This is a genomic window from Exiguobacterium sp. 8H, assembly GCF_902506255.1.
Classification (GTDB): Bacteria; Bacillota; Bacilli; order Exiguobacteriales; family Exiguobacteriaceae; genus Exiguobacterium; species Exiguobacterium profundum.
The window spans coordinates 2,804,989-2,831,150 of sequence record NZ_LR733429.1; the positions used below are offsets into that span (position 1 = coordinate 2,804,989).

The window sequence follows — 26,162 nt, forward strand, 5'->3', positions numbered from 1 at the left end:
CATGATCGATCAATATGAATTAGATCCGGTCCGCCGGAAGAAGACGATCCGCTCACTCGTTGGTTATGCCAAGCAAGTGAAGCGCTCCATCTTCCTCGGACTGACATTACTCTTTTTAGCGGTCGGTGCAGAACTTGCCGGGCCGTATATCGCCAAAATCATTATCGATGAGCATATCGTCGCCATCGAACGTGACTGGGTTCAAGTCGAATCCGGCGGTAGTGTTTCCTTTAATGGAGATTCTTATGAGAAAGAAACGAGACTAGATGGCCAAGAGGTGATTCAGCCGGTCTCGATCGTACAAACGACCGATGGTTACTATCTCGTACCTGATGTGGTTATAAGCGGAGGCGTTCGTGAAGTCGAAGGCGACGTGCTGACGATTTCAAGAGGAGACGAGACGGCGACATATGACAATATTGCCGCGCTCTCGTCGACCGACGTGTTCCAGTTCTATCAGACGGATTTACGAGCTGTCCTTCTCTTATCGGGATTGTACGTCGTCCTGTTACTATTTGCGGCCGGATTGAACTGGGGACAACAGATGCTCCTACAACGATCAGCGCATAAAATCGTAAAGACGATGCGTCTTGACGTGATGAAGCATCTTCAAACGATTCCGGTACGTTATTTTGACCAGACACCAATCGGGAAGATTGTCAGTCGTGTCACGAATGATACAGAGACGATTCGCGACCTGTATTTAGGAGTGCTCGCTCGTGTCTTCCAAAGTGTCGTCATGATGATTGGGGTACTCATTGCGATGTTCTTCCTAGACGTGCGTCTAGGGCTCGTCTCGCTCATTATCATCCCGGTCGTCATCGTCTGGATCAAGTTGTTCCAACGTTTCTCGACAAAAAATAACTTCCGTGTCCGCGCACTCGTCGCGGATATGAACGCGCAGTTGAACGAGAGCATTCAAACGATGCCAATCATTCAATCATACGTCCGCGAAAATCTCGTTTATGACGAGTTCAATGAGAAGAACAGCGACAACTTCCAAACGAGACGAAAGTTGTTGAAATTGGATGCGTTGATGAGCCACAATCTCGTCAACTTCTTCCGAAACATGGCGCTCGCCTTGCTCATCTGGTTTGTCGGGGCACAAACGCTTGGTACGGGAAGTGTCTTAACACTCGGGATTCTGTACGCGTATATCGACTATGTTTCGCGGATCTTTGAGCCGGTGACACAGATCATGAACCAATTGTCACCACTCCAACAAGCGCTTGTCTCGGCCGACCGGATGTTCCAACTGCTCGACGAGAAAGGGGAACCGGTCTCATCAGAACGTCTTCCACGCTTTAAAGGGGATGTCGTCTTTGATGACGTGACCTTCAGTTATGAAGCAGGGAAACCGGTGTTGCAACAGATTGAAATACACGCAGCTCCTGGTGAGACGGTCGCACTCGTTGGGCATACCGGAAGCGGGAAGAGTTCAATCATGAACTTGCTCATGCGTTTCTATGACCCCTCGGCCGGAGTCCTTCGAATCGATGGCATGGACGTGACTAAACTACCGACGCAGGCGGTACGAGACCATCTCGGGATCGTCTTACAAGACCCGTTCCTATTCACTGGAACGATTCGGACGAACGTCACGCTTGGAGATGAGACGATTACGGACGAACAGGTATGGAAAGCACTCACAGCCGTCGGGGCAGACCGCTTCGTGAAGCAGCTACCGCAAGGCATCGATGAGCCGGTGATCGAGCGTGGAGCTTCACTCTCGAGTGGAGAACGACAGCTGGTCAGTTTCGCACGCGCCCTCGTCTTTGACCCGGCCATCCTCGTCCTCGATGAAGCGACAGCGAGCGTCGACTCGGAGACGGAGGCATTGATTCAGGACGCGCTCAAGACACTCACGTACGGTCGGACGACATTTGTCATCGCGCACCGACTCTCGACGATTCGGGAAGCGGACCAGATTCTCGTTCTCGACCACGGGCGAATCATTGAGCGAGGCAATCACCAGTCACTCATCGAGTATGGTGGTGTCTACGCCCGAATGCATGAATTACAGAGTAAACAACAAGCCATCAGTTAAGGAGGTCACATGGAAATCAAGGGGAAATATAACCGCGCCAAAGTGTTTAACGAACGAATCGATGATATGACGCGGAATCAAATTGAAACATTGCTCGACCAACCGTTCACACAAGGGGCATCGATTCGGATCATGCCGGACATGCATGCGGGGAAAGGATCGGTCGTTGGAACAACGATGACGATTCAAGACAAAGTCGTGCCAAACCTGGTCGGTGTCGATTTAGGGTGTGGGATGCTTTGTACGGAGATCAAAGCCAAGCGGATCGATTTTCAACGACTCGATGACCTCATTCGTGAACTCGTACCGAGCGGGATGAACATTCGGGAGAAGGTTCATCCATACGCATCTGAACTTCCATTAGAAGAGGTGCGAGCGCCGTATAAACTCGACCGAGCCTTGCGCTCGGTCGGGTCGCTCGGCTCGGGGAACCACTTTATTGAAGTGAACCGAGATGACTCGGGACGTACGTTTCTTGTCATTCATTCCGGTTCGCGCCATCTTGGGGTGCAGATTGCCGATCACTATCAGGAGCGAGCGATTCAACACATGATGGAAACACATGATGTAAAAGAAGAAATTGAGCGTTTGAAAGCCTTAGGTCGACAACAAGAAATCTCGGCTTATCTGGAAACAGAGCGGGCGTCACGGAAACCATTTCGAGACCTGGCTTATGTGGAGGGAGCGGATATGGACGATTACATGCATGACGTGCGCATCGCTCAACAATACGCGGCGGCGAACCGTCGTGCGATGACTGATGTAATCGTCGAAGCGATGAATTGGAACATCGTCGATCAATTCGACACCGTCCATAACTATATCGATCATGATGCGATGATCCTGCGAAAAGGGGCCATCTCCGCTCAAGAAGGAGAGCGAGTCATCATTCCGATGAACATGCGAGACGGTTCGCTCATCTGTACGGGGAAAGGGAATCCAGACTGGAACTTCTCGGGTCCACACGGCGCAGGTCGGATCATGTCTCGGTCGGCCGCGCGGAAACGCGTCGATTTCAAAGAATTCAAACGTTCGATGGAAGGTGTCTGGTCGACATCAGTTCGCCCATCGACAATCGATGAATCACCATTTGTGTATAAGTCGATGAAAGAAATTGTTCGTTATATCGAACCGGCCGTTCAAATCGATCAAATCATCAAGCCACTTTACAACTTCAAGGCGAACTGAGTCACGTACTCAGTCTCGTCTTTTTCTTTTTTCGTAAAATCTGATACGCTTACATCGAGGTGAACGATGTGGAAAAGCGGTTAAGTGACTTATCGAAATATGAGTTAGAGCAAGAGATTCAAGCATTACATGAACGGAAACGAAAGGCTGAACAGATGGGCATGGTCAGCGAAATTGAAGTCGTCCTTCGACGGATTGCGATTGCCGAAAGCTATTTGATTGACCCATCATCGTTTCGTCCAGGTGAAACATATGTCGTCAATTACAATGACCGTCCGTTTCGCTTGAAATTCGTCAACGGCGTCATGGGCTGGGGGACGTTTGAAGGCGAGATGACAGAACGGGCCATCCCGCTCTCAGAATTGTCGGAGGTGAAGCGATGAACCGGAACGAACAATATGAACGGCTTGCGGTCATTCTAAAAGAGAAAAATGACGTCTTGAACGATTCAGAAGCGGTGACGTGGGTCGAAGTGTTATGGGAAGATTTTGAGACCTCACTTGCCAAGGCGGGCGAACCGTATCCGGGAGAGGCAAAGGCTTTCCAATACGTCATTCAACAGATCGATGCATATGGGGCACAGCTCCATTTGTTCCAAACGAAAAACGAAAAGTTCAAGCATTTGATGTCTAAACGGAACTTACACTGAGTCACGTCCTTAGGGCGTGACTTTTTTATTGCAATTCTTCAACAATTCGTTATAATGAAGGTCGCTAATAGTTTGTTTTAAAGTATAGTATAAATAAACTTTCTTTAGTTGAACTCATGTTTCACTAAACAAGAAGGAGGCGTTCAGTCGTTGGAAGTAGGTCAAAACATTAAGCGGCTCCGGATCAAAAAAGGGTTGACCCAAGAGGAGCTGGCGGAACGTACCGATTTGAGTAAAGGCTATATTTCTCAAATCGAGCGGGATTTAAGCTCTCCCTCACTAGAAACGTTATTCGATTTATTGAATGTCCTCGGGAGTTCCCCGAAAGAGTTTTTTGATGAAGACTTGAATCAAAAAGTGGTGTACACCGTTGACGATCGCACCATCTATACGGATGAAGAACGCAAATATCGGACAGAATGGCTCATCCCGGAATCGAATGAAAAAGAGATGGAGCCAATCCTTGTCACATTTTTCAAACATGGAGAGTTCAAACAATATGAGCCTTCGCGTTCGGAGACGCTCGTATACATCTTGTCCGGTAAAATCGCCTTGAAATTAGGGAACCACACATATTTTGCCAAGACAGGGGAAACCCTTTATTATGTCGCCTCGGATTCGCATCAACTCGTCAACGATAACGATGGAGAGAGTGAATGTCTCATCGTCGCGACCCATTCATATTTATAAGTCAACAGAGGAGGAAACAGCATGAATGCAGAGACAATTATTCGCTTTGACCACGTGTCAAAGCGTTACGACGACACAGTCGTCCTTGAAGATATTAGTTTTGAGATTGAGCGTGGGAAGTTTTATACGCTTCTCGGTCCATCGGGATGTGGGAAGACGACGATTTTGCGTCTCATCGCCGGATTTACCGATGCGACCGAAGGAGGTATTCACTTCAGCGGGAAACGAATCAACGATGTGCCGGCTAATAAACGACAAGTGAATACCGTGTTCCAAGATTATGCGCTGTTTCCTCATTTAAACGTATTTGAGAATGTGGCATTCGGTCTCCGGATTAAAAAATTGAAAGAAGCAGATGTGAAAGCGAAAGTGGAGCAGGCTCTCAAGTTTGTTAACTTAGAAGGATACGGCTCGCGCGAAATCGATGAGATGTCAGGTGGACAGCGCCAACGTGTCGCCATCGCCCGCGCAATCGTAAATGAGCCGGAGGTCATTCTCCTTGATGAACCGCTCTCTGCCTTAGACTTGAAACTTCGTACGGAGATGCAATATGAACTTCGTGAGTTACAGCAACGTCTTGGCATTACCTTTATTTTCGTCACACACGACCAAGAAGAGGCGCTCGCCATGTCGGATGAGATTTTCGTCATGAACAACGGGAAAATTGTTCAGAGTGGGACACCGACTGATATTTATGATGAACCGATCAACCGTTTCGTTGCAGACTTTATCGGTGAATCCAATATCGTGCCGGGTGTCATGCCGGAAGACAATGTCGTCACGTTTGCTGGTAAAACGTTTGACTGTGTCGACCAAGGATTTGATCGCAATGAAAAAGTTGAGGTCATCATTCGTCCGGAAGACTTAGAGATGACATCGGTCGATGCAGCGAAACTTGTTGTCGACGTTGATTCTCAATTGTTCCGAGGTGTCCACTACGAGATTTGCTGTTATGACCAAGAAGGAAACGAATGGCTCGTCCACTCGACGAAGAAATCAATCGTCGGATCAAAAATCGGATTGACGTTTGACGAAGAAGCGATTCACGTCATGCGACTAGGTGAAACAGAAGAAGAATTTGACCGTCGTCTCGAATCCTACGAGGAGGTCCCTCATGAATCAAACTAATCAGACCGCAAAGACGGTATATTTGACGACCTATTGGATTTGGATCGCCTTGTTCGTCATCGCACCACTCGTCCTCGTCGTCTATTATTCCTTTTTTGATATCGATGGGAATTTGAGTTTAGAAAACTATCAGACGTTCTTCACGTCGACGTATTTGTCGATGACGCTCTCGTCGTTCTGGTATGCGTTTCTCATTACGTTCTTCTCGTTACTCGTCGGGTATCCGACGGCATACTTGTTGACGAAGACGAAGCATAAACAGCTTTGGCTCTTACTCATCTTGCTGCCGTCATGGATTAACTTGTTGTTAAAGGCGTATGCGTTCCTTGGAATTTTTGGGACGTACGGGATTACGAATCAATTTTTAGAAGCCATCGGTATTGGGACGAAACAGATTCTATTCACCGATTTCAGTTTCGTCTTTGTTTCGGTATACATCTTCATCCCGTTCATGATTTTGCCGATTTACAACGCCATTGAGAAGTTACCGCCATCACTCGTCTACGCATCCCGTGATTTAGGTGCATCGAACTGGACGACATTCCGACGTGTCATCTTCCCGTTGACGCTTGACGGCGTCAAGTCAGGGATTCAAATCGTCTTTATTCCGGCATTATCGCTCTTCATGATCACCCGACTCATCGCCGGGAACCGGGTCATCACACTCGGTACAGCGATTGAACAACAATTCCTTGTCACACAAAACTGGGGGATGGGCTCGACGATTGCCGTCTTCCTCATCTTGGCGATGGTTCTTGTCATGGTCGTCACACGTGACTGGGGTGCGAAAGGAGCGGTTCGTCGATGAAACGTAAACGATTCAAATTATCAAATCTATACTTGGCGGCCGTGTTCTTCATCTTGTATGCGCCAATTCTATATTTGGTCTTCTACTCGTTCAACAGTGGCGGAACGATGAGTAACTTCGAAGGGTTCACCCTCGAATGGTACAAGTCGCTCTTCACGGACACGAGACTTCTCGTCATCGTCTTGAATACAATCGTCATCGCGCTGCTCTCGGCGACGATTTCGACCGTGCTCGGTGTCATCGGGGCACTCGCCATCTATACGGCGAAACAAAAGTATACGAAGACATCCCTCTTATCATTGAACAATGTCTTGATCGTTAGCCCGGACGTCATCATCGGGGCGTCCTTCTTGATTCTCTTTACGATGCTTGGGATTCAGTTAGGCTTTTATTCGGTCCTCTTGTCGCACATCGCTTTCTCGGTTCCGATTGTCGTCATCTTGGTGTTGCCAAAACTCCAAGAGATGAGTCCGACGTTGATTGATGCGTCACGTGACCTTGGTGCCAGTACGTGGGATGTATTGACGAAAGTCATTCTGCCATATATCACGCCAGGGGTATTTGCCGGTTTCTTCACGGCACTCACCTATTCGTTAGATGATTTTGCTGTTACATTCTTTGTGACAGGGAACGGCTTCACGACGCTCGCCGTAGAAGTTTATTCGCGGGCACGTCAAGGCATCTCGCTTGAAATCAATGCGTTGTCTGCGATTCTATTCGTCTTCACGCTCATCCTTGTCATCGGATATTATGTGTTGGCGCAACGAGGATCAAAGGAGGTTAGACGATGAAAAAACTAGTCATCATGTTGGCGATCCCATTAATCGTCAGTTTCGGTCTCCTTCTTTGGATTCAGCAACTGAATGCTGCGCAAGGATTCGGCGGCGACAACACACTGGTCGTCTACAACTGGGGAGACTATATCGATGAAGAATTGATTGGTGAGTTCGAAGAGCAGAGCGGGTTGAAGGTCGTTTATCAAACGTTCGACTCGAACGAAGCGATGCTCACGAAAATTGAGCAAGGCGGGACGGCCTTTGATGTCGCCGTTCCATCCGATTATGCGATCAGTAAGATGAGAGAGGAGAATCTTCTTCTCCCAATCGATTACGATAAACTCGAAAACTTTGATAATATCGATCCGCGCTTCCTCGATAAATCATTCGACCCGGGTAACAAGTACTCGGTTCCTTATTTCTGGGGCACGGTCGGGATCGTCTACAATCCTGAACTAGTCGATGGTGAGATCACTTCATGGAACGACCTGTGGGAAATGCCGCTCGAGAACGACATTCTCCTTGCGGACGGGACACGTGAAGTGATGGGCTTCGGCCTGAACTCGCTTGGTTACTCCCTCAATACGACGAATAAAGATGAGTTGATTGAGGCGGAGCAAAAGTTGGAAACGCTTTGGCCGAACATCAAAGCCATCGTCGGAGACGAAATCAAAATGCTGATGGCGAACCGTGAGGCAGCGGCAGCCGTCGTCTGGTCCGGAGATGCGTCGGAAATCATGTATGAGAACGAAGAACTGACGTATGTCATTCCGGAAGAAGGCACGAATCTCTGGTTTGATAACCTCGTCATCCCAAGTACGGCACAAAACGTGGACGGGGCACATCAGTTCATCGACTTTATGTTAGATGCTGAGATTGCGGCACGTAACACGGATTATGTCGGATACTCGACACCGAACGAAGCGGCTCTCGAATTCTTGGATGAAGAAGTCACATCGGATGAACGGTTCTACCCGTCTCGTGAAGTGACGCAGGACCTTGAAGTGTATGAAAACCTAGGGAAGCGCATGAACGCTTACTATAACGAATTGTATTTACGCTTTAAAATGCAGAGTAAATGACGAAACATCCCCGCGCTCATCATGAGTACGGGGATGTTTGTTTACTGCTTGATCGTCGACTTGATGTCTTCGATATGTTTCAAAGCGACAGTCGTGTCGACTTGTGTGAAGGAGTGTAAGATTTCGTATAGTCGGACTTGCTCATCGAGATCGAAAACAAAGTTTTGGTAGGTGATCAGCTCTTTGATCCACTGTTGGCGATTGAGCACAGGGACCTCGGCAGATTCGATTTGTTTGAGCGTCGAACGATTGCTGAACACAATCCATGAGTGGAGATGGGTTCGGTCCACTCCAAGCACTTGCTCGATGGCTTTGAGATGCAATTCATTTTGCTTGATTGGATTGAAGAAGCGGTGTTTTTTACGGCGGGGGAGTGTCTGCGTCCAGTATTGGTCACGTGCCCGACCGAATATCCAACCGCTATAGTTTTTGGACTCGATGACATGTACCCCGGATTGGTTGATTAAAATGACATCGATCTCAGTGGTTCGATCTTTTTTAGAAGGATGGGGGAGATACAGGTTTGTCAGAATCAACGGTTGAAAGAACTTTGACTCAATCTCCGCCACACATAGGTACTCTCCGAATAGACCGGTGTCTTGAACCACTTTGAAGTAAGAATGTCGAGTTTGTTGAGAATATTGACTGTTTTTATAACGCTTGACCTTATAGATGATGATGAGTGTGAGGACGAGAAATATGGGTGCGAATATGCTAATCAAGGTGACGAAAATACCTTCGAACAATTCTGTTAGTAGTGAAGCCATCAAATCCCTCCCTTTGTATCCACTATACAAGAAGCGAGATGATTCATATGTATATTTTTTACAATCGAGGATAATCGTTTTTTACATCATAAAGGACCCATCGAAATGGGTCCTTTTGCTTAGGTTTCATGCTTCAGCGCCTCACGCTCTTCTTCTGTAAAGACTCGAGAACGTCCTAAAAATCGTTTCCCTTCGACACCTTCAAGGGAAAACATACCACCTCGACCATCGACCACATCGATGATCAGTTGTGTATGTTTCCAATAATCATATTGTTTCTCATGGATATAAAATGGCGTCTCGCCGATTTCACCGAGAAGAACATCGTGGTCGCCCACCATGAACTCGTCACGTGGGAAACACATGGGAGAGCTCCCGTCACAACATCCTCCTGACTGATGAAAGAGGAGGGGACCGTGTTTTGATTTGAGACGTTCGATGAGTTCGAGCGCGGCGGGGGTGGCCTCGACTCGTCTCACCATCTTAGAAGAACCCGAGTTTTTGTTCGCTGTAGCTGACGAGCATGTTTTTCGTACGTTGATAATGACCGAGCATCATCTTATGGTTCTCACGACCGATTCCGGACATTTTGTAACCACCGAATGCAGCATGTGCCGGATAGGAGTGGTAACAGTTGATCCAGACACGTCCTGCTTGAATTTCACGACCGAAGCGGTATGCACGGTTCATGTCTCGTGTCCACACGCCTGCCCCGAGTCCGTAAAGGGTATCGTTCGCGATGGCGAGTGCTTCCGCATCATCTTTGAATGTCGTCACGGATAAGACCGGTCCGAAAATCTCTTCTTGGAAGATTCGCATCTTGTTATGACCTTTGAAGATGGTCGGTTGAATGTAATACCCATCCGCGAGCTCTCCGTCCATCATGTTGCGCTCTCCACCGATTAGACACTCTGCGCCCTCTTCTTTCCCGATTTGGAGATAAGACAGGATTTTTTCCATCTGTTCGTTCGACGCTTGTGCACCCATCATGACATCGGCATCGAGTGGGTTACCGAGCTTGATTGCTTTGACGCGTTCTAGCACGCGTTCCATGAACTTGTCATAAATCGACTCTTGAATCAAGGCGCGAGATGGGCATGTACAGACTTCCCCTTGATTCAAGGCAAACATGACGAGACCTTCGATTGCTTTGTCGAAGAAATCGTCATCCGCTTCCATGATGTCGGCAAAGAAGATATTTGGTGACTTTCCACCGAGCTCAAGCGTGACAGGGATGATGTTTTGAGAAGCGTACTGCATAATGAGGCGACCTGTCGTCGTCTCACCGGTGAAGGCGACTTTATCGACACGGTCACTCGATGCGAGTGGTTTTCCTGCCTCGAGACCGAAACCGTTCACGATATTGATGACACCAGGTGGTAATAAATCTTCGATGAGTTCCATGAGAACCATGATTGAAGAAGGTGTTTGTTCTGCCGGCTTTAAGACGACACAGTTTCCGGCAGCGAGTGCCGGTGCGAGTTTCCAGACCGCCATCAAAATCGGGAAGTTCCATGGAATGATTTGAGCGACGACGCCGAGTGGCTCATGGAAATGATAAGCGACTGTATCGTGGTCGAGTTCACTGATGCCGCCTTCTTGTGAGCGGATGACCCCTGCGAAGTAACGGAAGTGGTCGATGGCGAGCGGAAGGTCAGCGTTGAGCGTTTCCCGAACTGCCTTCCCATTTTCCCATGTTTCCGCATAGGCGAGCATTTCAAGGTTCTCTTCCATGCGGTCTGCAATTTTATTCAAGATGACAGAACGTTTCGTGACAGACGTTTTGCCCCAATCCTCTTTGGCTGCATGAGCGGCATCCAAAGCAAGTTCAATATCCTCTTTCGTTGAGCGGGCGACTTCACATAATACTTTCCCATTTACAGGAGATGTGTTTTCAAAGTATTCTCCACCAGCCGGTGCGGTCCACTTTCCGTTAATGTAGTTCTCATAACGGTCTTTAAACTGTACTTTCGTTCCTGCTGAGTTCGGTACTTCATAAATCATGATCGTTCCTCCCTTTTCATACGAGATAGAGGAGTTATGTATGCGCTTACATTTTTCAGTAAGCGAACGACTCCCTTTTTTCATCGTAACGGTATGATGTGATAAAAGTCAAAATTTTTCGACAATAATTTGTCAATCTTTTGTAAAAACGTTTTGAACTCAAGATTTGTGGAAATGACTAGATTGTACACATTAATTTATCCATAAGGAGTGAGTCACGATGGCTAAGACATATCAAATTGACCCGGCGCATAGTTCGATCACGTTCACGGTCAAGCACATGATGATTTCCAAGGTGAAGGGCGAATTCGAAGAATTTGATATTAAGGCGAACGGTGAGCCGAGCGATCTAGCGAATGCGAGTGTGAAAGTGACGATTCAGGCAGCATCGATTGACACCAATAACACAGATCGGGATAACCACCTTCGTTCAGGCGATTTCTTCAATGCCGAGGAACATCCGCATCTCGTCTTTCATTCAACTTCTTTCCGTTCAAAAGGGGGCGGAGAATTCGAAGTGACAGGGGATTTAACGATTCGAGGAACGACTCGGGAAGAGACGTTCGAAGTGGAGTATGAAGGAAGCGCCAAAGACCCATGGGGCAACACGAAACACGCCTTCTCCGGAGAAGGGTCGCTCAACCGTGAGGACTATGGATTAACGTGGAACCAAGCGCTTGAGGCGGGCGGTGTTCTCGTCGATAAGAAAGTCAAATTCGAGTTCGAGCTCCAATTCACTGAATCGGAGGCATAAGAAAAGTCGCTCAGGTGAGCGACTTTTTATTGTTCGTATACCAATTTTTTCTGAAGACTGTCTTCGCTAAACACCCAACCTGTAAAGGATGACAACACGTCATTCGTCTGCTCGTCGACGATGACGACCGCAACGAACGGATACATGTTTTTAGAGAAATAACGCAAGTTTGTAAAGCGGTATTCGATCATCCCGTTATGACGTGTCACGGTGTACGTGTGAATTTTAGAAAACTCGAGGAACGCCTGTAAGTCTGCATTTTTCCGAGCCTCTACGAAATGGAGATCTTCTTCTCCTGGCATCGGTTTGTCGCGGAAGCGACCACATTCGATGACTTTGCCTTTTTTTACTTTTACGGCTCCGAGACCATCACGGAAACGGACGGCGACATGCCAGTCATCCCAACCGATTCCTGGAGAGATGAACAATTCATGTGCCCCTGCAAAGTGTCTCGCCACGGTAGCGAGCGCGCGGTTACGTAATTTAAACTGAATGGCATAGTAACTGATGACAAGCGCAATGAGCAGTGCAAAAATAGGGACAGTCGCACCCGTTATCATCCATAATGCATATGCACCGTAATAAGCGGAGAACAAGTACGGATCAAACGTCCCGATTACGCCCCAGCCGATCCATTTTTTCGAAAAAGGTTGTAGCGCTTGCGTCCCGTAGGCATTAAATAAGTCGACCGTGACATGAAGCAACACGGCGATTTGTGCCATGACCCATAGGGAGGCAGGATTGACACCGAGGACCGTCCCGATGACAGCGCTGACGATGATTGGCCAAGCGAGAAGCGCGGTGATTCCATGTGAACGACCACGATGCTGGCGTAAATACGTACTATTTCCTTTTAACTTAAAGACGGTGTCGAAGTCTGGTGCGTGCGAGCCGACGAGAGCCGTGGCTGTCATCGCTAAAAATAGTTGTGCATCACCTGACACTTCTGGGCTGAGCGTCGCGATGGCACTTAAACCAAGTCCCATACCAATGTGTGTCGCAGTATCCAATGTGCGTCAGCACCTCCATCAATAATGAAAGAATTACGTCATCTATTCTTATTTATCATACAATATTTTTAAAACGAGGGGAAACACAATGCTTAATCTTGATAAAATGTTCACAAATTATAATATTCACCATTTCAACGCGGAACTCGTCACGTGGTTTAATCGCGAAAAGCGTGATTTACCTTGGCGTCATGCGAAAAATCCTTACCGTGTGTGGGTAAGTGAAGTGATGTTGCAACAGACACGAGTCGATACGGTCATCCCATATTACAACCGGTTCATGGATCGCTTTCCGACGCTCGAAGATCTCGCAGTTGCTGACACGGATGAGGTCGTAAAGTATTGGGAAGGGCTCGGTTACTATTCTCGCGTCCGAAACTTACACGAAGCGGTCAAAGAAGTCGCTTCTGTTTACGAGGGGATTGTCCCGGAGGAGAAGGAACGTTTCGAGAAACTGAAAGGGGTCGGACCATATACGACGGGAGCCGTACTATCGATTGCGTACAATCAACCGGAGCCGGCTGTGGATGGAAACGTCATGCGCGTCATGTCCCGTCAATTCGGGATCTATGACGACATCGCCTTGCCGAAGACGCGCAAAATCTTTGAACAAGTCGTTCGTCGATTGATGGATCCGACTCACGCATCCGATTTTAACGAGGGCGTGATGGAGTTGGGTGCGACGGTCTGTACACCGAAAAATCCGATGTGCTCACTCTGTCCCGTGCAAGACACATGTTATGCATATGCGCATCATGTACAAGATGAGCTGCCGGTCAAAACGAAGAAGGGAGCAGCACGTATCGAAATGTATGACGCGCTGTGCATCGAGAAAGATGGAAAAGTTGCCTACGAACAACGAGCGGATAAGGGGTTGCTTGCTGGGATGTGGCAATATCCGCTTATGGATCGAGGAACGGGGGAACAACTTAACGGAACGTATCTTGGGCAAGTGAAACATGTCTTCTCTCATATCGTTTGGTATATCGATTTGTATCGCGTCGATACGCTTCCGACGGATGACGTCGTCTGGCTAGACGCTTCGGAGCGTGAGGTGAAGACGGTTTCTGTGGCTCAACAAAAATTAGAACGATTGGCAGGTGGCGAACGTGAGACGATTTGATGTAGAGTCGACACATGATACGACGGTCGATTCACTTTGGGATTTGTTACAGGATGCCTCGCTTTTGACGAAGCTGACGAAGTTTCCTAAAGTACGCTTAGTGGGGGATGGCGCCTCGGTCGAAGGGAATGAAGTGAAGTTGTTCGTTGGGGTCGGTCCGGTGGAACTGCCATGGACCAGTGCCATCACCGTTGTGGGAAACCAGGCATTCTGCGATCAAGGAAAGACGTTGCCGTTTCCGTTCAAGCGGTTCACACATGTGCACCGGGTCGAGTCGCGTGATGGCAAGGCGGTCATGATCGACGAAGTGACGTTCGATAGCTATGTCCCGAACATACTCGTCGAGTATTTCGTGCTTCGTCCGATGTTCCAAGAACGGGCGCGGGCCTTCCAAAAAACACTAAATTCATGAAAATAAGAGATTTCCTTTTTCATTGGTTCTGAAAGTCGCTATAATTAAATATGAGAATTGTATAGCATCATAGCGGAAAGGAGGAGCTTATGAGCTTATTTCCCAAAGCAGGTAGCAAAATCGAGATACAGAGCTACAAGCACAACGGAACTTTGCATCGCGTTTGGGAAGAAACGCTCGTCCTTCAGTCGTCAAAAACGGATATGATCGGATTCAATGATCGCATCATGGTCAGCGAGTCAGACGGTCGGCAATGGAGAACGCGAGAGCCGGCAATTTGCTACTTTTCATCTGAGTATTGGTTCAATGTCATCTGTATGATTCGCGAAGACGGGATTTACTACTACTGTAATCTAGGTTCGCCGACTACATTTGATGGGGATGAACGTGCCATCAAATATATCGATTACGATTTGGACATCAAGGTGTTCCCGGATATGTCGTACACGATTTTAGATGAAGATGAATATGAGCGGCATCGTCGCGAGATGAATTATCCGAAAGCGATTGATCGAATCTTGAAGCAGAACGTGCAAGAACTGATCAACTGGATTCGAGGACGGAAAGGGCCGTTCAACCCAACATTCGTCGATGAATGGTATCGCGAATACGAAGCACGTTACCGGAGATGATTCCTCATCTCCGCTTTTTTTCTTAAGTCAGGAGGCATTATGGGTAGTATTAAACGTTATTTGCAGTTTGTTCGTCCGTATAAGAAACAAATTGCCCTTACCATTTTCGTCGGGATTTTGAAGTTTTCCATCCCGCTCGGATTACCGTTACTTTATAGATATGTCATCGATAACTATTTGACGGACGACGCGCCGAGGCAGGACTACACGACGCTCGTCTGGTTGTTCAGCATCGTTTTCTTCGTCTTCTTGGTCCTCAAGCCACCGATCGAATACTTGCGTCAATATTTGGCGCAGTGGGCCGCAACGCGTGTCTTGTTCGATGTGCGGAACCGGTTATTCGACCACGTCCAAAAGTTGTCACTCCGCTATTATTCAAACAATAAGACGGGACAAATCATTTCACGGATCATCAATGACGTCGAACAGACGAAAGACTTCGTCATCACCGGGCTGATGAATATTTGGCTCGACATGGTCACCATCCTTATCGCCATCGGGATCATGTACACGATTGACCCGCAACTCACGTTGATTGCGATTTTACCACTTCCGTTTTATGCGATCGCAGTCCGCTATTTCTATGGGCGGTTGCGTCGTTTGACGCGTGAACGGTCGGCGGCACTCGCTGATTTACAAGGGCATTTGACAGAGCGCGTCAACGGGATGGCGGTCATTCGGAGTTTTGCGCTAGAGCCATATGAGAATAAGGCATTTGAACAACAGAATGGTGGTTTCCTGAACGCGGCACTCAAACATACGAGTTGGAACGCAAAGACGTATGTCGTCGTATCGACCATCACCGACATCGCGCCAATCCTCATCTTCACGACGGCATCGTGGCTCGTCATTCAAGAAGCGGTATCGCTCGGGACGCTCGTCGCGTTCATCGCGTACATCGACCGACTCTATGCACCGCTCGGTCGTCTCGTCAACTCGGCGACGACACTCACGCAGTCGGTCGCATCGATGGACCGTGTCTTCGAGTTTTTGGATGAAACATATGATATCGAAGAGAAATCGAACGGGTTCGTCCCGTTGTCGACAGCAGGTAAAATCGACCTTGAGCATGTGAGCTTTTCGTATGAACAGGACGGGGCACGAGCGTTGAACGATGTGAACCTTCAAATCCGCTCTGGTGAACGAGTGGCGTTTGTCGGAATGTCCGGTGGAGGGAAGTCGACACTCGTCAGTTTGATTCCGCGTTTCTATGACGTGACGGATGGAAGCATCAAAATCGACGGCGTCGATGTGCGTGATTTCAAATTACGTGCACTTCGTGATCAAATCGGAATGGTCATGCAGGATTCGGTCCTCTTCAGCGAATCGGTCGCGATGAATATTCGGATGGGGAAACCGGATGCGACGGATGAAGAAGTCATCGCGGCGGCCAAGGCGGCGAACGCCCATGAGTTTATCTCGAAATTACAGGACGGGTATGCGACACCGGTCGGGGAGAAAGGTGTCAAACTGTCTGGTGGACAGAAGCAACGGCTTGCGATTGCACGTGTCTTCTTGAAGAATCCACCAATCTTGATTTTAGACGAGGCGACGAGTGCGCTTGATTTAGAAAGTGAAGCGATGATTCAAGACTCGTTGGCCCGTCTGACGAAAGGGCGGACGACGTTAATCGTTGCCCACCGTTTGTCGACCATTACGGACGCCGATCAAATCGTCGTCGTGGATAACGGTCAAATCATGGAGACGGGTACGCATGAAGAGCTGATGCGTCGTCGCGGGGCGTATTACGACCTGTATATGATTCAAGATTTAGCTGTAGTTGAATAATGAAAAAAGTCGAGTCCCTATGGGCTCGACTTTTTTAGCGGTCTAAAAATCGTTTACGAACATCTGGTGAAGGGAGTGTGCACACTTCCTTCTTTCCAAATAGACGTGTCCGATATTTGGCGAACAACGTATATCCATGATCACGAATCGGTCTAGGTATGAAACGAATGAGTCGAAGCAGGCGCCAACGGCCATCAAGGTGTTCGGCAATTCGAATCGCAGCGTCTGATTTTAAGTAAGGAACCCCTTCCTCAATATAGACGATGCTGTCGACTGATTCCGGGATCCGGTGTCGTGCTCGGAGCGACTGACCGACCTCGCTTTGGAGCGAAGCAAAGTGAATCGAGGCGTGTCGATCATGACGAATGATGAACTGAACACTGGCATCACAGAAGTTGCAATCGCCATCAAATAAAACAATCGCAGGCAAGTACTTCGCCTCCTTCATCGTACTGTTTTACCGTTTTGTCTTCATGTTAAACGTCAAGCAGCGAGTTGGCGAGCAGGTTGCATCTTGTAGAGCGATACATAATACAAGTAAGCACCGAGGGCACCGAAGACAAACATGTAACCGCTCATCAAGACCGGACCGATGAACGCGCCGACGACAATTCCTGCCGCAGCAACCAACTTGGCTCCATGGAATGTGAGCCCGCCGAACGCGAGGTAGGAAGCCCGACGTTCAGGATTGAGGAGGTCAACCTGTTTCACTTGCCGAATCGGAGAGTAGAGGAGTTCGCCGATTGTGAAGATGATTGCGAGTGTGGCCAGGACGATAAAGGAGTTCATCGAGGTAATGGCGGCGTATGCTGTGATATATAACGATAAGCCAATGAAGAATATGGTCTTCTCTTTGAAACGTTTGACGAAAGCGGTGACCGCAAACGTGATGGCGACGACGAGCAAGGTGTTCTCTAGTTGCATAAACGCCATCATGCGAACCCCATCAAAAGGTATCCCGAGAATTTGACGACTTTCGAATGACTCTGCTAAATGGACACCGATATAGTTCGCCATATGAAACTCGGTCGAAAAGACGAGCATACTTCCAAATACGAATGTGATCCATCGGCGGTCGCGTAACGCGATTTTATAGTTTTCGATGACACCATGAATCGGATTTGACGGTGTTGAACGATTGCCGGTGTATGTGTCGACCAAATAGCGTTGAAGGACGATGGTGGTCACAGTGAGAATGACCGTCATACCAATGAAGAGGGCGAAACGATGGTCGCGATAGAAGGCGCCGCCGAGCATGACGCCTCCGGCGATAGCCAAGTTGACGAGCCAGTAGTCATACACGTAGATGGCTTTTCGATTCGATTCTTCCATGGAGTCGATGACGATTGCCTCAAGTGCCGGATAGTTCAATCCGTTCGAAACGGCATGTCCGAAGTAGAGGATGGCGACGACGAGTGCCCAGTTATTCGATGGGTGAATGGCGATGGTCATCCCAAGAAAACAGATGATTTGAATCACCTGGCCAATTTGTAAGACAACCTTCCGATTGAACCGATCGGAAAAGTACCCACCGAATAGACCGGTCAAGTAACCGACGATAACGAATGAGGTCATGATGATTCCAGCGGGGACTTTCCCCAACTCTTCTGAGAAATAGAGTGCCATGAATGGGAAAATGGCTGATCCGACGATTCGAATACAAAATCCGCAAACGAGTCGCAAACGGACATTTAATGGAAAATCTTTAAATTTCATATGGTGAGCACCTCCTTGGTTCTACTGTAATGGGGGACGGTACATGATAAAAAGAGACACTTTTTTTAAAGATGTCCCCTTTTACAAAAAAAGAGATGCTCGCGCATCTCCCTCTCTTACAATTGAGCAAACGAGCGGTGGACCGCTTCGATCGTCTCTTCGATATCTTGTTCCGTATGCTCTGTCGTCAAGAACCAGGCCTCATATTTCGATGGAGCCAAGTTCACGCCATTCTCAAGCATCAACTTGAAGAAACGTCCGAACTTCTCACCATCTGACTTTTCCGCACCTTCATAGTCGGTGACGATTTCATCCGTGAAGTAAACGGTGAGTGCCCCCTTCAAGCGGTTGAGCGTGATGGTAATGTCATGCTTTTCGGCCGCCTCGCGGATGCCAGCTTCCAGTTTTGCACCGAGTGCGTCTAATTTCTCATAGACACCAGGTTGCTCGAGCACTTCAAGGCAAGCGATTCCTGTCGCCATCGAGGCGGGGTTACCGGCCATCGTGCCGGCTTGATATGCAGGTCCGAGTGGAGCGACCGTCTCCATGATTTCAGCCTTGCCCCCGTAAGCACCGATTGGTAGACCGCCACCGATAATCTTACCGAGCGCTGTCATATCCGGTTCGATGCCATACACTTGTTGGGCACTTCCGTATGTGAAACGGAACGCCGTGATGACCTCATCATAGATGACGAGTGCGCCGTGTTCATGTGTGATGTCATTGACAGCTTGTAGGAAACCTGGCTTCGGTTCGACGATTCCGAAGTTCCCGACAATCGGTTCGACGAGGACACATGCGACCTGGTCTCCCCATTCTTTCATCATCTCGCGATACGCTTCGACGTCGTTGAACGGGACGGTGATGACTTCTTTGGCAGTGGCTTTTGTCACACCTGCAGAGTCCGGAGAACCGAGTGTCGCTGGACCACTACCTGCCGCAATCAGCATGAGATCCGAATGACCGTGATAACAACCGCTGAATTTCACAACGAGTTCACGACCGGTGTAAGCACGGGCGACTCGTACTGTCGTCATGACGGCTTCCGTCCCCGAGTTCGTGAATCGTACTTTATCCATCGAAGGGATGGCTTGTTTTAGTTTCTTCGCAAACTCGACTTCGAGACGATGAGGTGTCCCGTAAAGTAAGCCTTTTAAAGAAGCATTGACGAGCGCTTCATGAATATGGGGATGGGCGTGACCGGTAATGATTGGACCGTACGCTGCCAAATAATCGATGTAGCGATTCCCGTCTACATCATAGAAATAGGCGCCTTCGCCGCGTTCCATATATACAGGAGCACCGCCACCGACCGCTTTGAATGAGCGGGACGGACTGTTGACACCTCCGACGATATGTGTGAGTGCATCTTGGTACAATGCATCAGATGACTGACGAGTTGATGAAGTAGTCATATGTATTGCCTCCTTATTCAAATTCGCACTTATTGTAACATAGCCGTCAACCGCTTAAGCTCAGTGTTTGACGAGTAGTTGAGAAATCAGTACACTATTTATAAAGATTACTATGTAAGAAATAAGTTAATGTTCAAAACTATTTCGCATGAATTTTATAGAAGAAATGAGGGATTGACGTGGGAAGCGAAATGCTTGACCATGCTGTTCAGTCGCTCCGGGAACATGGAGTCAGAATGACGCCTCAGCGCCAGGCCATTTTGGAGTACCTCGTCACGGAGCACAGTCACCCGACTGCGGATGACATTTATAAGGCACTAGCCGCACGGTTTCCGAACATGAGTGTGGCCACTGTATACAACAACTTGCGCGTCTTTAAAGAGGTAGGTCTTGTTCAAGAAATGAACTATGGGGACGCCTCGAGTCGTTTTGACTTTGTGACATCGAAGCACTATCACATCATCTGTGACACGTGTGGAAAAGTCGTCGACTTTAACTATCCTGTATTAGATGAAATCGAATCGGTTGCATCTCAATTGACTGGATTCAAAGTTGATCGTCACCGTCTTGAAGTGTACGGAACGTGCCCGTCTTGTCAGTCTGAACAATCGCAAACACATTAAAAAACCACATCCGAGCAGTCGGATGTGGTTTTTGGGTTAGTCCGTTTGTTGTGACTGACGTTTGTTGTATTTCTCATCGAACTCTTTACCTTCAAGTGAGCGGTCGATTGTGAGCGGTTCGTCGCAATGCATACATAAGTCGACGCGTCCGAGCATCTTCGTCTCTTTTTCACAGTTCGGACAAGTCACGATGATGGCTTTTGTCGAGGCCATCCCGACGATGAAGTAAAGGGCAGAGCTCGCAAGTACCATGACAAATCCGAGAAGCATGAAAATAATCATGAGCCAGGTGATGGATTTGGCGAGAAGGCCGAGATACATGACCCCGATCCCACCGAAGATAAGAAGTAATGCTATATTACGTGCGCGGTTGATTTTGTTCCCCCGTTTTTTCATGAGTGAATCCCTCCAATAGTCTGTCTCTATCATAGCTCATCTTCAAACGAGTGAGAAGTTCCTGCACTTTTTCGGCAGGAGTTTTTTGAAAAGAGGGCGAAATTGGTTCGTATCGAAAATGACAATCGTCATATATAGTCAACTTGCGATTGGGAGAGAAGGGGTCCAGATGACGATGGAATATGCGACTCGCACCATTTACTCAGAATATGCTGCATTAAAAACGACACTCGGGATTATTGAAGTGAAGAAAAAGCGGGCACGTGATCCGTTGACGGATCAATCGGATCGCCTGCTCATTGTGATTGAAGCAAAACCAGAACCATTTTGGACGGTGAAACACTATCAGGTCGGTCAAGAAAAAATTGTCCTGCACGTAGTCAGTGACTCGATGATGGATCGGTGGATTGTCTTGAATGAAAATCGGCGAGCCATTCATTGGATTGAAGACGGAATCGTCTTGTTCGAACGAAATGAGTACATTTTAGAGTTACGACAGCGCAACCGTAATTTAACGAATCGGGAACAACGTTTACAACTCTCAATCTCTTTCGCAAAGTTGTTGCGTCGGTTTGAAGACGGACGTTATCTATTTTTGGAAGGGGAGTTCCAAGACGCCTTCACTCAGATTCATCATGCGCTCACTCACCTGGCACGCCTCTCGATTCTTGAGGCGGGGATTCATCCGGAAATCGTATTGTGGGAACAGGTACGAGCCATTGACCTCGAAATTTATAAGCTGCACGATGAATTGGTCGGAGGACAAGAATCGCTTGAACAGCGCATCCACCTTGTCGTCATTGGCATGGAACATTTGATTCAATCGAAAGTGTTGCCTGGGACGTTGTTATTACTTCAGACGATGCAGGAGAAAGGCGGAGCGTGGACGTTCTCAGAATTGATGGAACATCCGAATTTGAATGAGCTCCGTGTCGACCTTGGAAGCATCATTGGTTTTCTAGTGAAAAAAGGGTATGTTCGAACGGTCACGAGACCGACGAAAGGGGTCGGGGTAGAGGCAGTGCTTTATGAGATTGCTTAACTTCCCTTTCATAGGAACAATGAGGAGAAAATCAGTTATATGAAACTATTGAAATTTAGCGTGGGAACCGTCTTTATTTTATTTGTCACGATTGTGATTTCTGTCTTTGTCGCCCTTTTTACGATGGGAGACCCCATCACACTCGGGCGACCGATTATTTGGACGATATGGTATATGGCCGTTCTACTAATCATATGTATGGGACTCTATGATTTTTCGTCCTTTTCAAAACAAAAGATTCGAAAAGTTCTCGGCTGGGGTGCGTTAGTCGGTGCTGTCCTCTTCGCTTCTGTGAAAGGATATTATATGTATCAAGATAATTTGAAGATTGAGGAACGCGGTGTGGAGTTGATGGATTATCAGCCGTTCACGGATTCAGAACAATTGGCGAGACTCGATCACGAGGCTTCGGTGAAGTTTGAGGAAGGTTTGCCGCGATTAGATGGAGCGACAGCGCTCTATCCGATGTACGCTTCATTCGTGGAAGCAGTCTATCCGGACTCGGAAACGTATGATCCATATAATGATCAAACGAGTAAAGTCGTGTCGACGACAACACCGGAAGCGTACAGCCGACTGATGAACGATCAGACCGACTTGATTTTCGTCGCTGGTCCATCTGACCGTCAATTGAAGGTTGCGAAACAAAAAAACGTTTCTTTACATATGACGGCGATTGGAAGGGAAGCATTTGTGTTCTTCGTCCATGAAGATAACCCGGTCGATTCTTTGACGATGGAACAAGTTCGGGGGATTTATTCAGGAGACATTCGGAATTGGGAAGAGGTCGGAGGGGACTCGGAATCCATTCGTGCTTTTCAACGACCGGAGGACAGTGGCAGTCAAACGGCGTTACAAAAGATGATGGGCGAACAAAAGCTCATGGAGGCGCCGGTAGAAGATGTTCCTGAAGGGATGGGTGGAATCATTCAACAAACTTCATCGTATCGGAACCATAAAAATGCGATTGGATTTTCATTTAGATACTATGCGACAGAAATGGTGCATGACCATGAAATCAAGTTACTTCGTATAGATGGAATCGAACCGACCGTTGAAACGATTCAGGATGGATCGTATCCACTGACTTCTGAATTTTATGCGGTGACTACGGAAGAGAAGGCAGAGCGATATGAAGAATTTCTAAAATGGCTCGAAAGCGAGGATGGGCAGACGTTAGTTGAGAAGACGGGCTATGTCCGTCTCGATTAATACAAAGCAGAAGGTTTACTTTTCATCATGTTGATGGGAAGTAAATCTTTTTTAATTTTTATTGTTTTTTGTATTGACGAAGTGGTAAATAGAGATTATATTTATAAACGTTGTCACGGCAAAAGATTATTTCAGAAAAACAATTTGTGAAAAAGTTGTTGACGAAAACAATCAAAACGTGATAGATTAATGAAGTCGCCAAGAGCGGCAGACGAACTTTGAAAACTGAACGATGAGGCGAAAATAAGTTTTACAATTTTTGAATGAAGCGCAAGCTTCGTCAATTTAAGAGCTATATCAAATTCTTTGGAGAGTTTGATCCTGGCTCAGGACGAACGCTGGCGGCGTGCCTAATACATGCAAGTCGAGCGCAGGAAGCCGTCTGAACCCTTCGGGGGGACGACGGTGGAATGAGCGGCGGACGGGTGAGTAACACGTAAAGAACCTGCCCATAGGTCTGGGATAACNGACCCCTCAGAGACGATGAGGTAGATAGGTCATGGGTGGAAGCGTGGTGACACGTGGAGCTGAATGATACTAATCGGTCGAGGCTTTGATCTAGTCTAATGGTTTGTGTTGATGAATCCTCAGTTTTGAGAGAACAATCTCTCTAAAATATGTTGACATTATCGATAAATAATGTTAATATAATACTTGTCTGGTGGCGATAGCGAGACGGCCACACCCGTTCCCATGCCGAACACGGAAGTTAAGCGTCTCAGCGCCGAAAGTAGTTGGGGGATCTCCCCCTGTGAGGATAGGACGTTGCCAGGCAAAATCGTTCCGCAATAGCTCAGTGGTAGAGCAACCGGCTGTTAACCGGTAGGTCGTAGGTTCAAATCCTACTTGCGGAGCCACTTTCTCTTTTGGAGAGCTGTCCGAGTGGCCGAAGGAGCACGATTGGAATTCGTGTAGGCGGCAAAACCGTCTCAAGGGTTCGAATCCCTTGCTCTCCGCCAGTTTTTCAAATATGTAATGGCCCGTTGGTCAAGCGGTTAAGACACCGCCCTTTCACGGCGGTAACACGGGTTCGAATCCCGTACGGGTCACCATTTAATTTTATATCGTCGCGGGGTGGAGCAGTCTGGTAGCTCGTCGGGCTCATAACCCGAAGGTCGTCGGTTCAAATCCGGCCCCCGCAATTAAGTCCGGTCTCGTGGTGTAGGGGTTAACATGTCTGCCTGTCACGCAGAAGATCGCGGGTTCGAATCCCGTCGAGACCGCCATTTTTATTTTAAAATCAATCATACTACATATGGCTTTGTAGCTCAGTTGGTAGAGCAAAGGACTGAAAATCCTTGTGTCGGCGGTTCGATTCCGTCCAAAGCCACCATATGTGGGGGGGTAGCGAAGTGGCTAAACGCGGCGGACTGTAAATCCGCTCCCTCGGGTTCGGCGGTTCGAATCCGCCCCCCCCCACCACTTAGGGGCATAGTTTAGCGGTAGAACTACGGTCTCCAAAACCGTCAGCGCGGGTTCGATTCCTGCTGCCCCTGTTTTTAATTTCATCATGGCGATTGTGGCGAAGTGGTTAACGCACCGGATTGTGATTCCGGCATTCGAGGGTTCAATTCCCTTCAGTCGCCCCATTATTATTGGGCTGTAGCCAAGTGGTAAGGCATCGGATTTTGATTCCGACATGCGTAGGTTCGATCCCTTCCAGCCCAGCCATTTTGCGGAAGTAGTTCAGTGGTAGAATACGACCTTGCCAAGGTCGGGGTCGCGGGTTCGAATCCCGTCTTCCGCTCCAATGACTTTTGGCGCCATAGCCAAGTGGTAAGGCAGAGGACTGCAACTCCTTTATCGTCGGTTCGATTCCGACTGGCGCCTCCAACATAATATGCCGGTGTGGCGGAATTGGTAGACGCGCACGACTCAAAATCGTGTTCCTCTGGAGTGTCGGTTCGACTCCGACCACCGGTATCCGTATGACTCTAACTGAGGTTAGGGTCTTTTTTTATTTTAATTTCATATTTATTCCATATTGATTTGTAAATCAATGTAATTTAAAGTAATATATATAAAGCGATAAAATGATTTTTGTGAAACGGTATAAGAGTTCTATTTTTGTGACTAACTATCAATAGTTAGACATATTATTTATGAAAGAAATAGTACATCAGGAAAAACTATAGAAAAACTGAGTCATGGGGGTATGGTTTTGAAATCAAGAATAACAGAAAGTGAAAGCTCTATTGTTTTGTCAGTTGCTGCTGGACAAACAATTCATTTAATCGAAAAATGCTTTGTGCATGCTCATCCTATCTCGAATGGATATAATTATACACCTACGAAATATATAACATTCCGTCAAGCGAATGGTGGTGTAATGAACAAAATTTACAATATAGATCGAACGTTCCCTATCGAGATGAAAAGTTGGGAAAAGGAAATTAATCAATTTGATATACCAGAAAATATAAAAAAAGAACTCACAATGTATATTACTAGTCGGTACAAAGATTTTGATTTTGACAAGGCCCCAAAATATAAATTTTATTTATTGCGTTTGCTTTGTGAACTTCCGAATAATCCTCATCCGCCATCAAATAATGCAGGAGGATGGTACTATGACTTGAAAGATTTGAAAGAGAGTACTGGGGTGGTGAACACGATTAAAAAATCCAAATAAGTCTGATTGATTTGGATACTTGTCGTAATAGATATTTTATTTGTTGGCGCTAAGGATTCACTAATTCATGATTTAATTCACTATTATTATGTGAATAGTATCCTGAACAATATTATACGGAGAATTTACTATTTTTAGTAAGCTATGGTGTATCAAACTATTAAACCATTAAGATATAGCGAGATACTTTATTGAGTGACTTTAGAAAAACTTACGAATACTTGTTGACAGATTAATAGTATAGGTGTATATTAACTATAGTCGCTTG

At 47.4% G+C, this 26,162-nt stretch carries 26 protein-coding genes, 13 tRNA genes, 1 rRNA gene and 1 other annotated feature; of the genes, 32 read left to right on the top strand and 8 right to left on the bottom strand.

Annotation, left to right across the window (positions count from 1 at the left end; genetic code table 11):
• Window position 1 precedes the first annotated feature (1 nt).
• The 9 genes from GVY43_RS14655 to GVY43_RS14695 all read left to right on the top strand — a co-directional run bounded on the left by GVY43_RS14655 (window position 2) and on the right by GVY43_RS14695 (window position 8,368).
• Complete coding sequence (locus tag GVY43_RS14655) at window positions 2-2,047, top strand: ABC transporter ATP-binding protein (protein ID WP_159563582.1); 2,046 nt, start codon at window positions 2-4, stop codon at window positions 2,045-2,047.
• A gap of 9 nt (window positions 2,048-2,056) precedes the next feature.
• Window positions 2,057-3,235 carry an RtcB family protein gene (locus GVY43_RS14660; RefSeq protein ID WP_074037706.1) on the top strand — a complete coding sequence of 393 codons (1,179 nt, stop codon included), beginning with the start codon at window positions 2,057-2,059 and terminating at the stop codon, window positions 3,233-3,235.
• 68 nt (window positions 3,236-3,303) lie between these two features.
• Complete coding sequence (locus GVY43_RS14665; RefSeq protein ID WP_015880882.1) at window positions 3,304-3,618, top strand: YfhH family protein; 315 nt, start codon at window positions 3,304-3,306, stop codon at window positions 3,616-3,618.
• Window positions 3,615-3,884 carry a YfhJ family protein gene (locus GVY43_RS14670; RefSeq protein ID WP_015880883.1) on the top strand — a complete coding sequence of 90 codons (270 nt, stop codon included), beginning with the start codon at window positions 3,615-3,617 and terminating at the stop codon, window positions 3,882-3,884. Before GVY43_RS14665 ends, GVY43_RS14670 begins: the two co-directional genes overlap by 4 nt.
• Before the next feature lie 150 nt (window positions 3,885-4,034).
• Complete coding sequence (locus GVY43_RS14675) at window positions 4,035-4,574, top strand: helix-turn-helix domain-containing protein (protein WP_159563583.1); 540 nt, start codon at window positions 4,035-4,037, stop codon at window positions 4,572-4,574.
• Between the two features lie 21 nt (window positions 4,575-4,595).
• Window positions 4,596-5,702, top strand: a complete 1,107-nt coding sequence (locus tag GVY43_RS14680; RefSeq protein ID WP_074037705.1) for an ABC transporter ATP-binding protein — start codon at window positions 4,596-4,598, stop codon at window positions 5,700-5,702.
• Window positions 5,689-6,510, top strand: a complete 822-nt coding sequence (locus GVY43_RS14685; RefSeq protein WP_015880886.1) for an ABC transporter permease — start codon at window positions 5,689-5,691, stop codon at window positions 6,508-6,510. Before GVY43_RS14680 ends, GVY43_RS14685 begins: the two co-directional genes overlap by 14 nt.
• On the top strand, window positions 6,507-7,301 hold the full coding sequence (locus tag GVY43_RS14690) for an ABC transporter permease (RefSeq protein ID WP_074037704.1): 795 nt from the start codon (window positions 6,507-6,509) through the stop codon (window positions 7,299-7,301). The genes GVY43_RS14685 and GVY43_RS14690 overlap by 4 nt, the downstream gene beginning before the upstream one ends.
• On the top strand, window positions 7,298-8,368 hold the full coding sequence (locus GVY43_RS14695) for a PotD/PotF family extracellular solute-binding protein (protein WP_159563584.1): 1,071 nt from the start codon (window positions 7,298-7,300) through the stop codon (window positions 8,366-8,368). The genes GVY43_RS14690 and GVY43_RS14695 overlap by 4 nt, the downstream gene beginning before the upstream one ends.
• 41 nt (window positions 8,369-8,409) lie before the next feature.
• On the opposite strand, the gene GVY43_RS14700 is transcribed toward GVY43_RS14695, so the two are convergent.
• The 3 genes from GVY43_RS14700 to adh form a co-directional block, all read right to left on the bottom strand.
• The gene (locus tag GVY43_RS14700; protein WP_159563585.1) at window positions 8,410-9,135 is read right to left on the bottom strand and encodes a nuclease-related domain-containing protein; all 726 of its coding nucleotides are present in this window, start codon (window positions 9,133-9,135) and stop codon (window positions 8,410-8,412) included.
• A gap of 119 nt (window positions 9,136-9,254) precedes the next feature.
• A complete protein-coding gene (locus tag GVY43_RS14705) occupies window positions 9,255-9,617 on the bottom strand; it encodes a DUF779 domain-containing protein (protein WP_015880890.1) in 363 nt (120 codons plus the stop codon).
• 1 nt (window position 9,618) lies between these two features.
• On the bottom strand, window positions 9,619-11,139 hold the full coding sequence (adh, locus tag GVY43_RS14710; protein ID WP_159563586.1) for an aldehyde dehydrogenase: 1,521 nt from the start codon (window positions 11,137-11,139) through the stop codon (window positions 9,619-9,621).
• 220 nt (window positions 11,140-11,359) lie between these two features.
• Here adh and GVY43_RS14715 point away from each other — a divergent pair, with 220 nt between their 5' ends.
• Complete coding sequence (locus GVY43_RS14715; protein ID WP_159563587.1) at window positions 11,360-11,893, top strand: YceI family protein; 534 nt, start codon at window positions 11,360-11,362, stop codon at window positions 11,891-11,893.
• A gap of 26 nt (window positions 11,894-11,919) precedes the next feature.
• Here GVY43_RS14715 and GVY43_RS14720 read toward each other — a convergent pair whose 3' ends face one another.
• A complete protein-coding gene (locus GVY43_RS14720) occupies window positions 11,920-12,903 on the bottom strand; it encodes a metal-dependent hydrolase (RefSeq protein WP_015880893.1) in 984 nt (327 codons plus the stop codon).
• Between the two features lie 88 nt (window positions 12,904-12,991).
• Here GVY43_RS14720 and mutY point away from each other — a divergent pair, with 88 nt between their 5' ends.
• From mutY to GVY43_RS14740, 4 genes are all read left to right on the top strand, one after another.
• Entirely contained in the window at window positions 12,992-14,026 is a 1,035-nt protein-coding gene (gene mutY, locus GVY43_RS14725) for an A/G-specific adenine glycosylase (protein WP_159563588.1), read from the top strand.
• Window positions 14,013-14,438, top strand: a complete 426-nt coding sequence (locus tag GVY43_RS14730) for a hypothetical protein (protein ID WP_159563589.1) — start codon at window positions 14,013-14,015, stop codon at window positions 14,436-14,438. Before mutY ends, GVY43_RS14730 begins: the two co-directional genes overlap by 14 nt.
• 89 nt (window positions 14,439-14,527) lie before the next feature.
• Complete coding sequence (locus GVY43_RS14735; RefSeq protein ID WP_015880896.1) at window positions 14,528-15,070, top strand: DUF402 domain-containing protein; 543 nt, start codon at window positions 14,528-14,530, stop codon at window positions 15,068-15,070.
• 39 nt (window positions 15,071-15,109) lie between these two features.
• Window positions 15,110-16,858 carry an ABC transporter ATP-binding protein gene (locus GVY43_RS14740; protein ID WP_159563590.1) on the top strand — a complete coding sequence of 583 codons (1,749 nt, stop codon included), beginning with the start codon at window positions 15,110-15,112 and terminating at the stop codon, window positions 16,856-16,858.
• Between the two features lie 34 nt (window positions 16,859-16,892).
• Here GVY43_RS14740 and GVY43_RS14745 read toward each other — a convergent pair whose 3' ends face one another.
• The 3 genes from GVY43_RS14745 to GVY43_RS14755 form a co-directional block, all read right to left on the bottom strand.
• On the bottom strand, window positions 16,893-17,288 hold the full coding sequence (locus GVY43_RS14745; RefSeq protein WP_143180258.1) for a thiol-disulfide oxidoreductase DCC family protein: 396 nt from the start codon (window positions 17,286-17,288) through the stop codon (window positions 16,893-16,895).
• 53 nt (window positions 17,289-17,341) lie between these two features.
• A complete protein-coding gene (locus tag GVY43_RS14750) occupies window positions 17,342-18,574 on the bottom strand; it encodes an MFS transporter (protein WP_159563591.1) in 1,233 nt (410 codons plus the stop codon).
• A gap of 116 nt (window positions 18,575-18,690) precedes the next feature.
• Window positions 18,691-19,989 (bottom strand): glutamate-1-semialdehyde 2,1-aminomutase, encoded by a 1,299-nt coding sequence (locus tag GVY43_RS14755; protein WP_159563592.1) that lies wholly within the window; start codon window positions 19,987-19,989, stop codon window positions 18,691-18,693.
• 191 nt (window positions 19,990-20,180) lie between these two features.
• Here GVY43_RS14755 and perR point away from each other — a divergent pair, with 191 nt between their 5' ends.
• Window positions 20,181-20,612, top strand: coding sequence for a peroxide-responsive transcriptional repressor PerR (gene perR / locus GVY43_RS14760; RefSeq protein ID WP_031421138.1), 432 nt, complete (start codon window positions 20,181-20,183; stop codon window positions 20,610-20,612).
• Window positions 20,613-20,648: 36 nt separating this feature from the next.
• Here the strand turns inward: perR and GVY43_RS14765 are convergent, their stop codons facing one another.
• Window positions 20,649-21,008 (bottom strand): YgzB family protein, encoded by a 360-nt coding sequence (locus tag GVY43_RS14765; RefSeq protein WP_031421140.1) that lies wholly within the window; start codon window positions 21,006-21,008, stop codon window positions 20,649-20,651.
• A gap of 169 nt (window positions 21,009-21,177) precedes the next feature.
• On the opposite strand from GVY43_RS14765, the gene GVY43_RS14770 reads away from it, so the two are divergent.
• The 17 genes from GVY43_RS14770 to GVY43_RS14850 all read left to right on the top strand — a co-directional run bounded on the left by GVY43_RS14770 (window position 21,178) and on the right by GVY43_RS14850 (window position 25,894).
• A complete protein-coding gene (locus tag GVY43_RS14770) occupies window positions 21,178-22,050 on the top strand; it encodes a nucleotidyltransferase-like protein (RefSeq protein WP_078147894.1) in 873 nt (290 codons plus the stop codon).
• Between the two features lie 39 nt (window positions 22,051-22,089).
• Window positions 22,090-23,262 (top strand): substrate-binding domain-containing protein, encoded by a 1,173-nt coding sequence (locus GVY43_RS14775; protein WP_159563593.1) that lies wholly within the window; start codon window positions 22,090-22,092, stop codon window positions 23,260-23,262.
• A 468-nt stretch (window positions 23,263-23,730) separates the two neighbouring features.
• Window positions 23,731-23,810: a sequence feature (23S ribosomal RNA rRNA prediction is too short), on the top strand.
• A gap of 109 nt (window positions 23,811-23,919) precedes the next feature.
• A 5S ribosomal RNA gene (gene rrf, locus GVY43_RS14780) occupies window positions 23,920-24,036 on the top strand.
• Window positions 24,037-24,044: 8 nt separating this feature from the next.
• Window positions 24,045-24,119 (top strand) — tRNA-Asn (locus GVY43_RS14785).
• An 11-nt stretch (window positions 24,120-24,130) separates the two neighbouring features.
• Window positions 24,131-24,221, top strand: a tRNA-Ser gene (locus GVY43_RS14790).
• Between the two features lie 18 nt (window positions 24,222-24,239).
• A tRNA-Glu gene (locus GVY43_RS14795) sits at window positions 24,240-24,314 on the top strand.
• A 16-nt stretch (window positions 24,315-24,330) separates the two neighbouring features.
• Window positions 24,331-24,404: transfer RNA gene (locus tag GVY43_RS14800), tRNA-Met, on the top strand.
• 8 nt (window positions 24,405-24,412) lie between these two features.
• Window positions 24,413-24,488, top strand: a tRNA-Asp gene (locus GVY43_RS14805).
• A gap of 31 nt (window positions 24,489-24,519) precedes the next feature.
• Window positions 24,520-24,595 (top strand) — tRNA-Phe (locus GVY43_RS14810).
• 5 nt (window positions 24,596-24,600) lie between these two features.
• A tRNA-Tyr gene (locus tag GVY43_RS14815) sits at window positions 24,601-24,684 on the top strand.
• Window positions 24,685-24,687: 3 nt separating this feature from the next.
• Window positions 24,688-24,758: transfer RNA gene (locus GVY43_RS14820), tRNA-Trp, on the top strand.
• Between the two features lie 17 nt (window positions 24,759-24,775).
• Window positions 24,776-24,851: transfer RNA gene (locus GVY43_RS14825), tRNA-His, on the top strand.
• Window positions 24,852-24,858: 7 nt separating this feature from the next.
• Window positions 24,859-24,933: transfer RNA gene (locus GVY43_RS14830), tRNA-Gln, on the top strand.
• 4 nt (window positions 24,934-24,937) lie between these two features.
• Window positions 24,938-25,012: transfer RNA gene (locus GVY43_RS14835), tRNA-Gly, on the top strand.
• A 9-nt stretch (window positions 25,013-25,021) separates the two neighbouring features.
• A tRNA-Cys gene (locus GVY43_RS14840) sits at window positions 25,022-25,095 on the top strand.
• Window positions 25,096-25,104: 9 nt separating this feature from the next.
• Window positions 25,105-25,185: transfer RNA gene (locus GVY43_RS14845), tRNA-Leu, on the top strand.
• Window positions 25,186-25,423: 238 nt separating this feature from the next.
• Window positions 25,424-25,894, top strand: coding sequence for a hypothetical protein (locus tag GVY43_RS14850; RefSeq protein ID WP_159563594.1), 471 nt, complete (start codon window positions 25,424-25,426; stop codon window positions 25,892-25,894).
• The last annotated feature ends 268 nt before the right edge of the window (window positions 25,895-26,162 follow it).

Excerpts from the sequence above, each read along its gene's own strand:
- GVY43_RS14655 (WP_159563582.1), top strand. The coding sequence starts at position 2 with ATGATCGATCAATATGAATTAGATCCGGTCCGCCGGAAGAAGACGATC.
- GVY43_RS14660 (WP_074037706.1), top strand. The coding sequence starts at position 2,057 with ATGGAAATCAAGGGGAAATATAACCGCGCCAAAGTGTTTAACGAACGA.
- GVY43_RS14670 (WP_015880883.1), top strand. The coding sequence starts at position 3,615 with ATGAACCGGAACGAACAATATGAACGGCTTGCGGTCATTCTAAAAGAG.
- GVY43_RS14680 (WP_074037705.1), top strand. The coding sequence starts at position 4,596 with ATGAATGCAGAGACAATTATTCGCTTTGACCACGTGTCAAAGCGTTAC.
- GVY43_RS14685 (WP_015880886.1), top strand. The coding sequence starts at position 5,689 with ATGAATCAAACTAATCAGACCGCAAAGACGGTATATTTGACGACCTAT.
- GVY43_RS14690 (WP_074037704.1), top strand. The coding sequence starts at position 6,507 with ATGAAACGTAAACGATTCAAATTATCAAATCTATACTTGGCGGCCGTG.
- GVY43_RS14695 (WP_159563584.1), top strand. The coding sequence starts at position 7,298 with ATGAAAAAACTAGTCATCATGTTGGCGATCCCATTAATCGTCAGTTTC.
- GVY43_RS14700 (WP_159563585.1), bottom strand. The coding sequence starts at position 9,135 with ATGGCTTCACTACTAACAGAATTGTTCGAAGGTATTTTCGTCACCTTG.
- GVY43_RS14705 (WP_015880890.1), bottom strand. The coding sequence starts at position 9,617 with ATGGTGAGACGAGTCGAGGCCACCCCCGCCGCGCTCGAACTCATCGAA.
- adh (WP_159563586.1), bottom strand. The coding sequence starts at position 11,139 with ATGATTTATGAAGTACCGAACTCAGCAGGAACGAAAGTACAGTTTAAA.
- GVY43_RS14715 (WP_159563587.1), top strand. The coding sequence starts at position 11,360 with ATGGCTAAGACATATCAAATTGACCCGGCGCATAGTTCGATCACGTTC.
- mutY (WP_159563588.1), top strand. The coding sequence starts at position 12,992 with ATGCTTAATCTTGATAAAATGTTCACAAATTATAATATTCACCATTTC.
- GVY43_RS14735 (WP_015880896.1), top strand. The coding sequence starts at position 14,528 with ATGAGCTTATTTCCCAAAGCAGGTAGCAAAATCGAGATACAGAGCTAC.
- GVY43_RS14740 (WP_159563590.1), top strand. The coding sequence starts at position 15,110 with ATGGGTAGTATTAAACGTTATTTGCAGTTTGTTCGTCCGTATAAGAAA.
- GVY43_RS14750 (WP_159563591.1), bottom strand. The coding sequence starts at position 18,574 with ATGAAATTTAAAGATTTTCCATTAAATGTCCGTTTGCGACTCGTTTGC.
- GVY43_RS14755 (WP_159563592.1), bottom strand. The coding sequence starts at position 19,989 with ATGACTACTTCATCAACTCGTCAGTCATCTGATGCATTGTACCAAGAT.
- perR (WP_031421138.1), top strand. The coding sequence starts at position 20,181 with ATGCTTGACCATGCTGTTCAGTCGCTCCGGGAACATGGAGTCAGAATG.
- GVY43_RS14765 (WP_031421140.1), bottom strand. The coding sequence starts at position 21,008 with ATGAAAAAACGGGGGAACAAAATCAACCGCGCACGTAATATAGCATTA.
- GVY43_RS14770 (WP_078147894.1), top strand. The coding sequence starts at position 21,178 with ATGACGATGGAATATGCGACTCGCACCATTTACTCAGAATATGCTGCA.
- GVY43_RS14775 (WP_159563593.1), top strand. The coding sequence starts at position 22,090 with ATGAAACTATTGAAATTTAGCGTGGGAACCGTCTTTATTTTATTTGTC.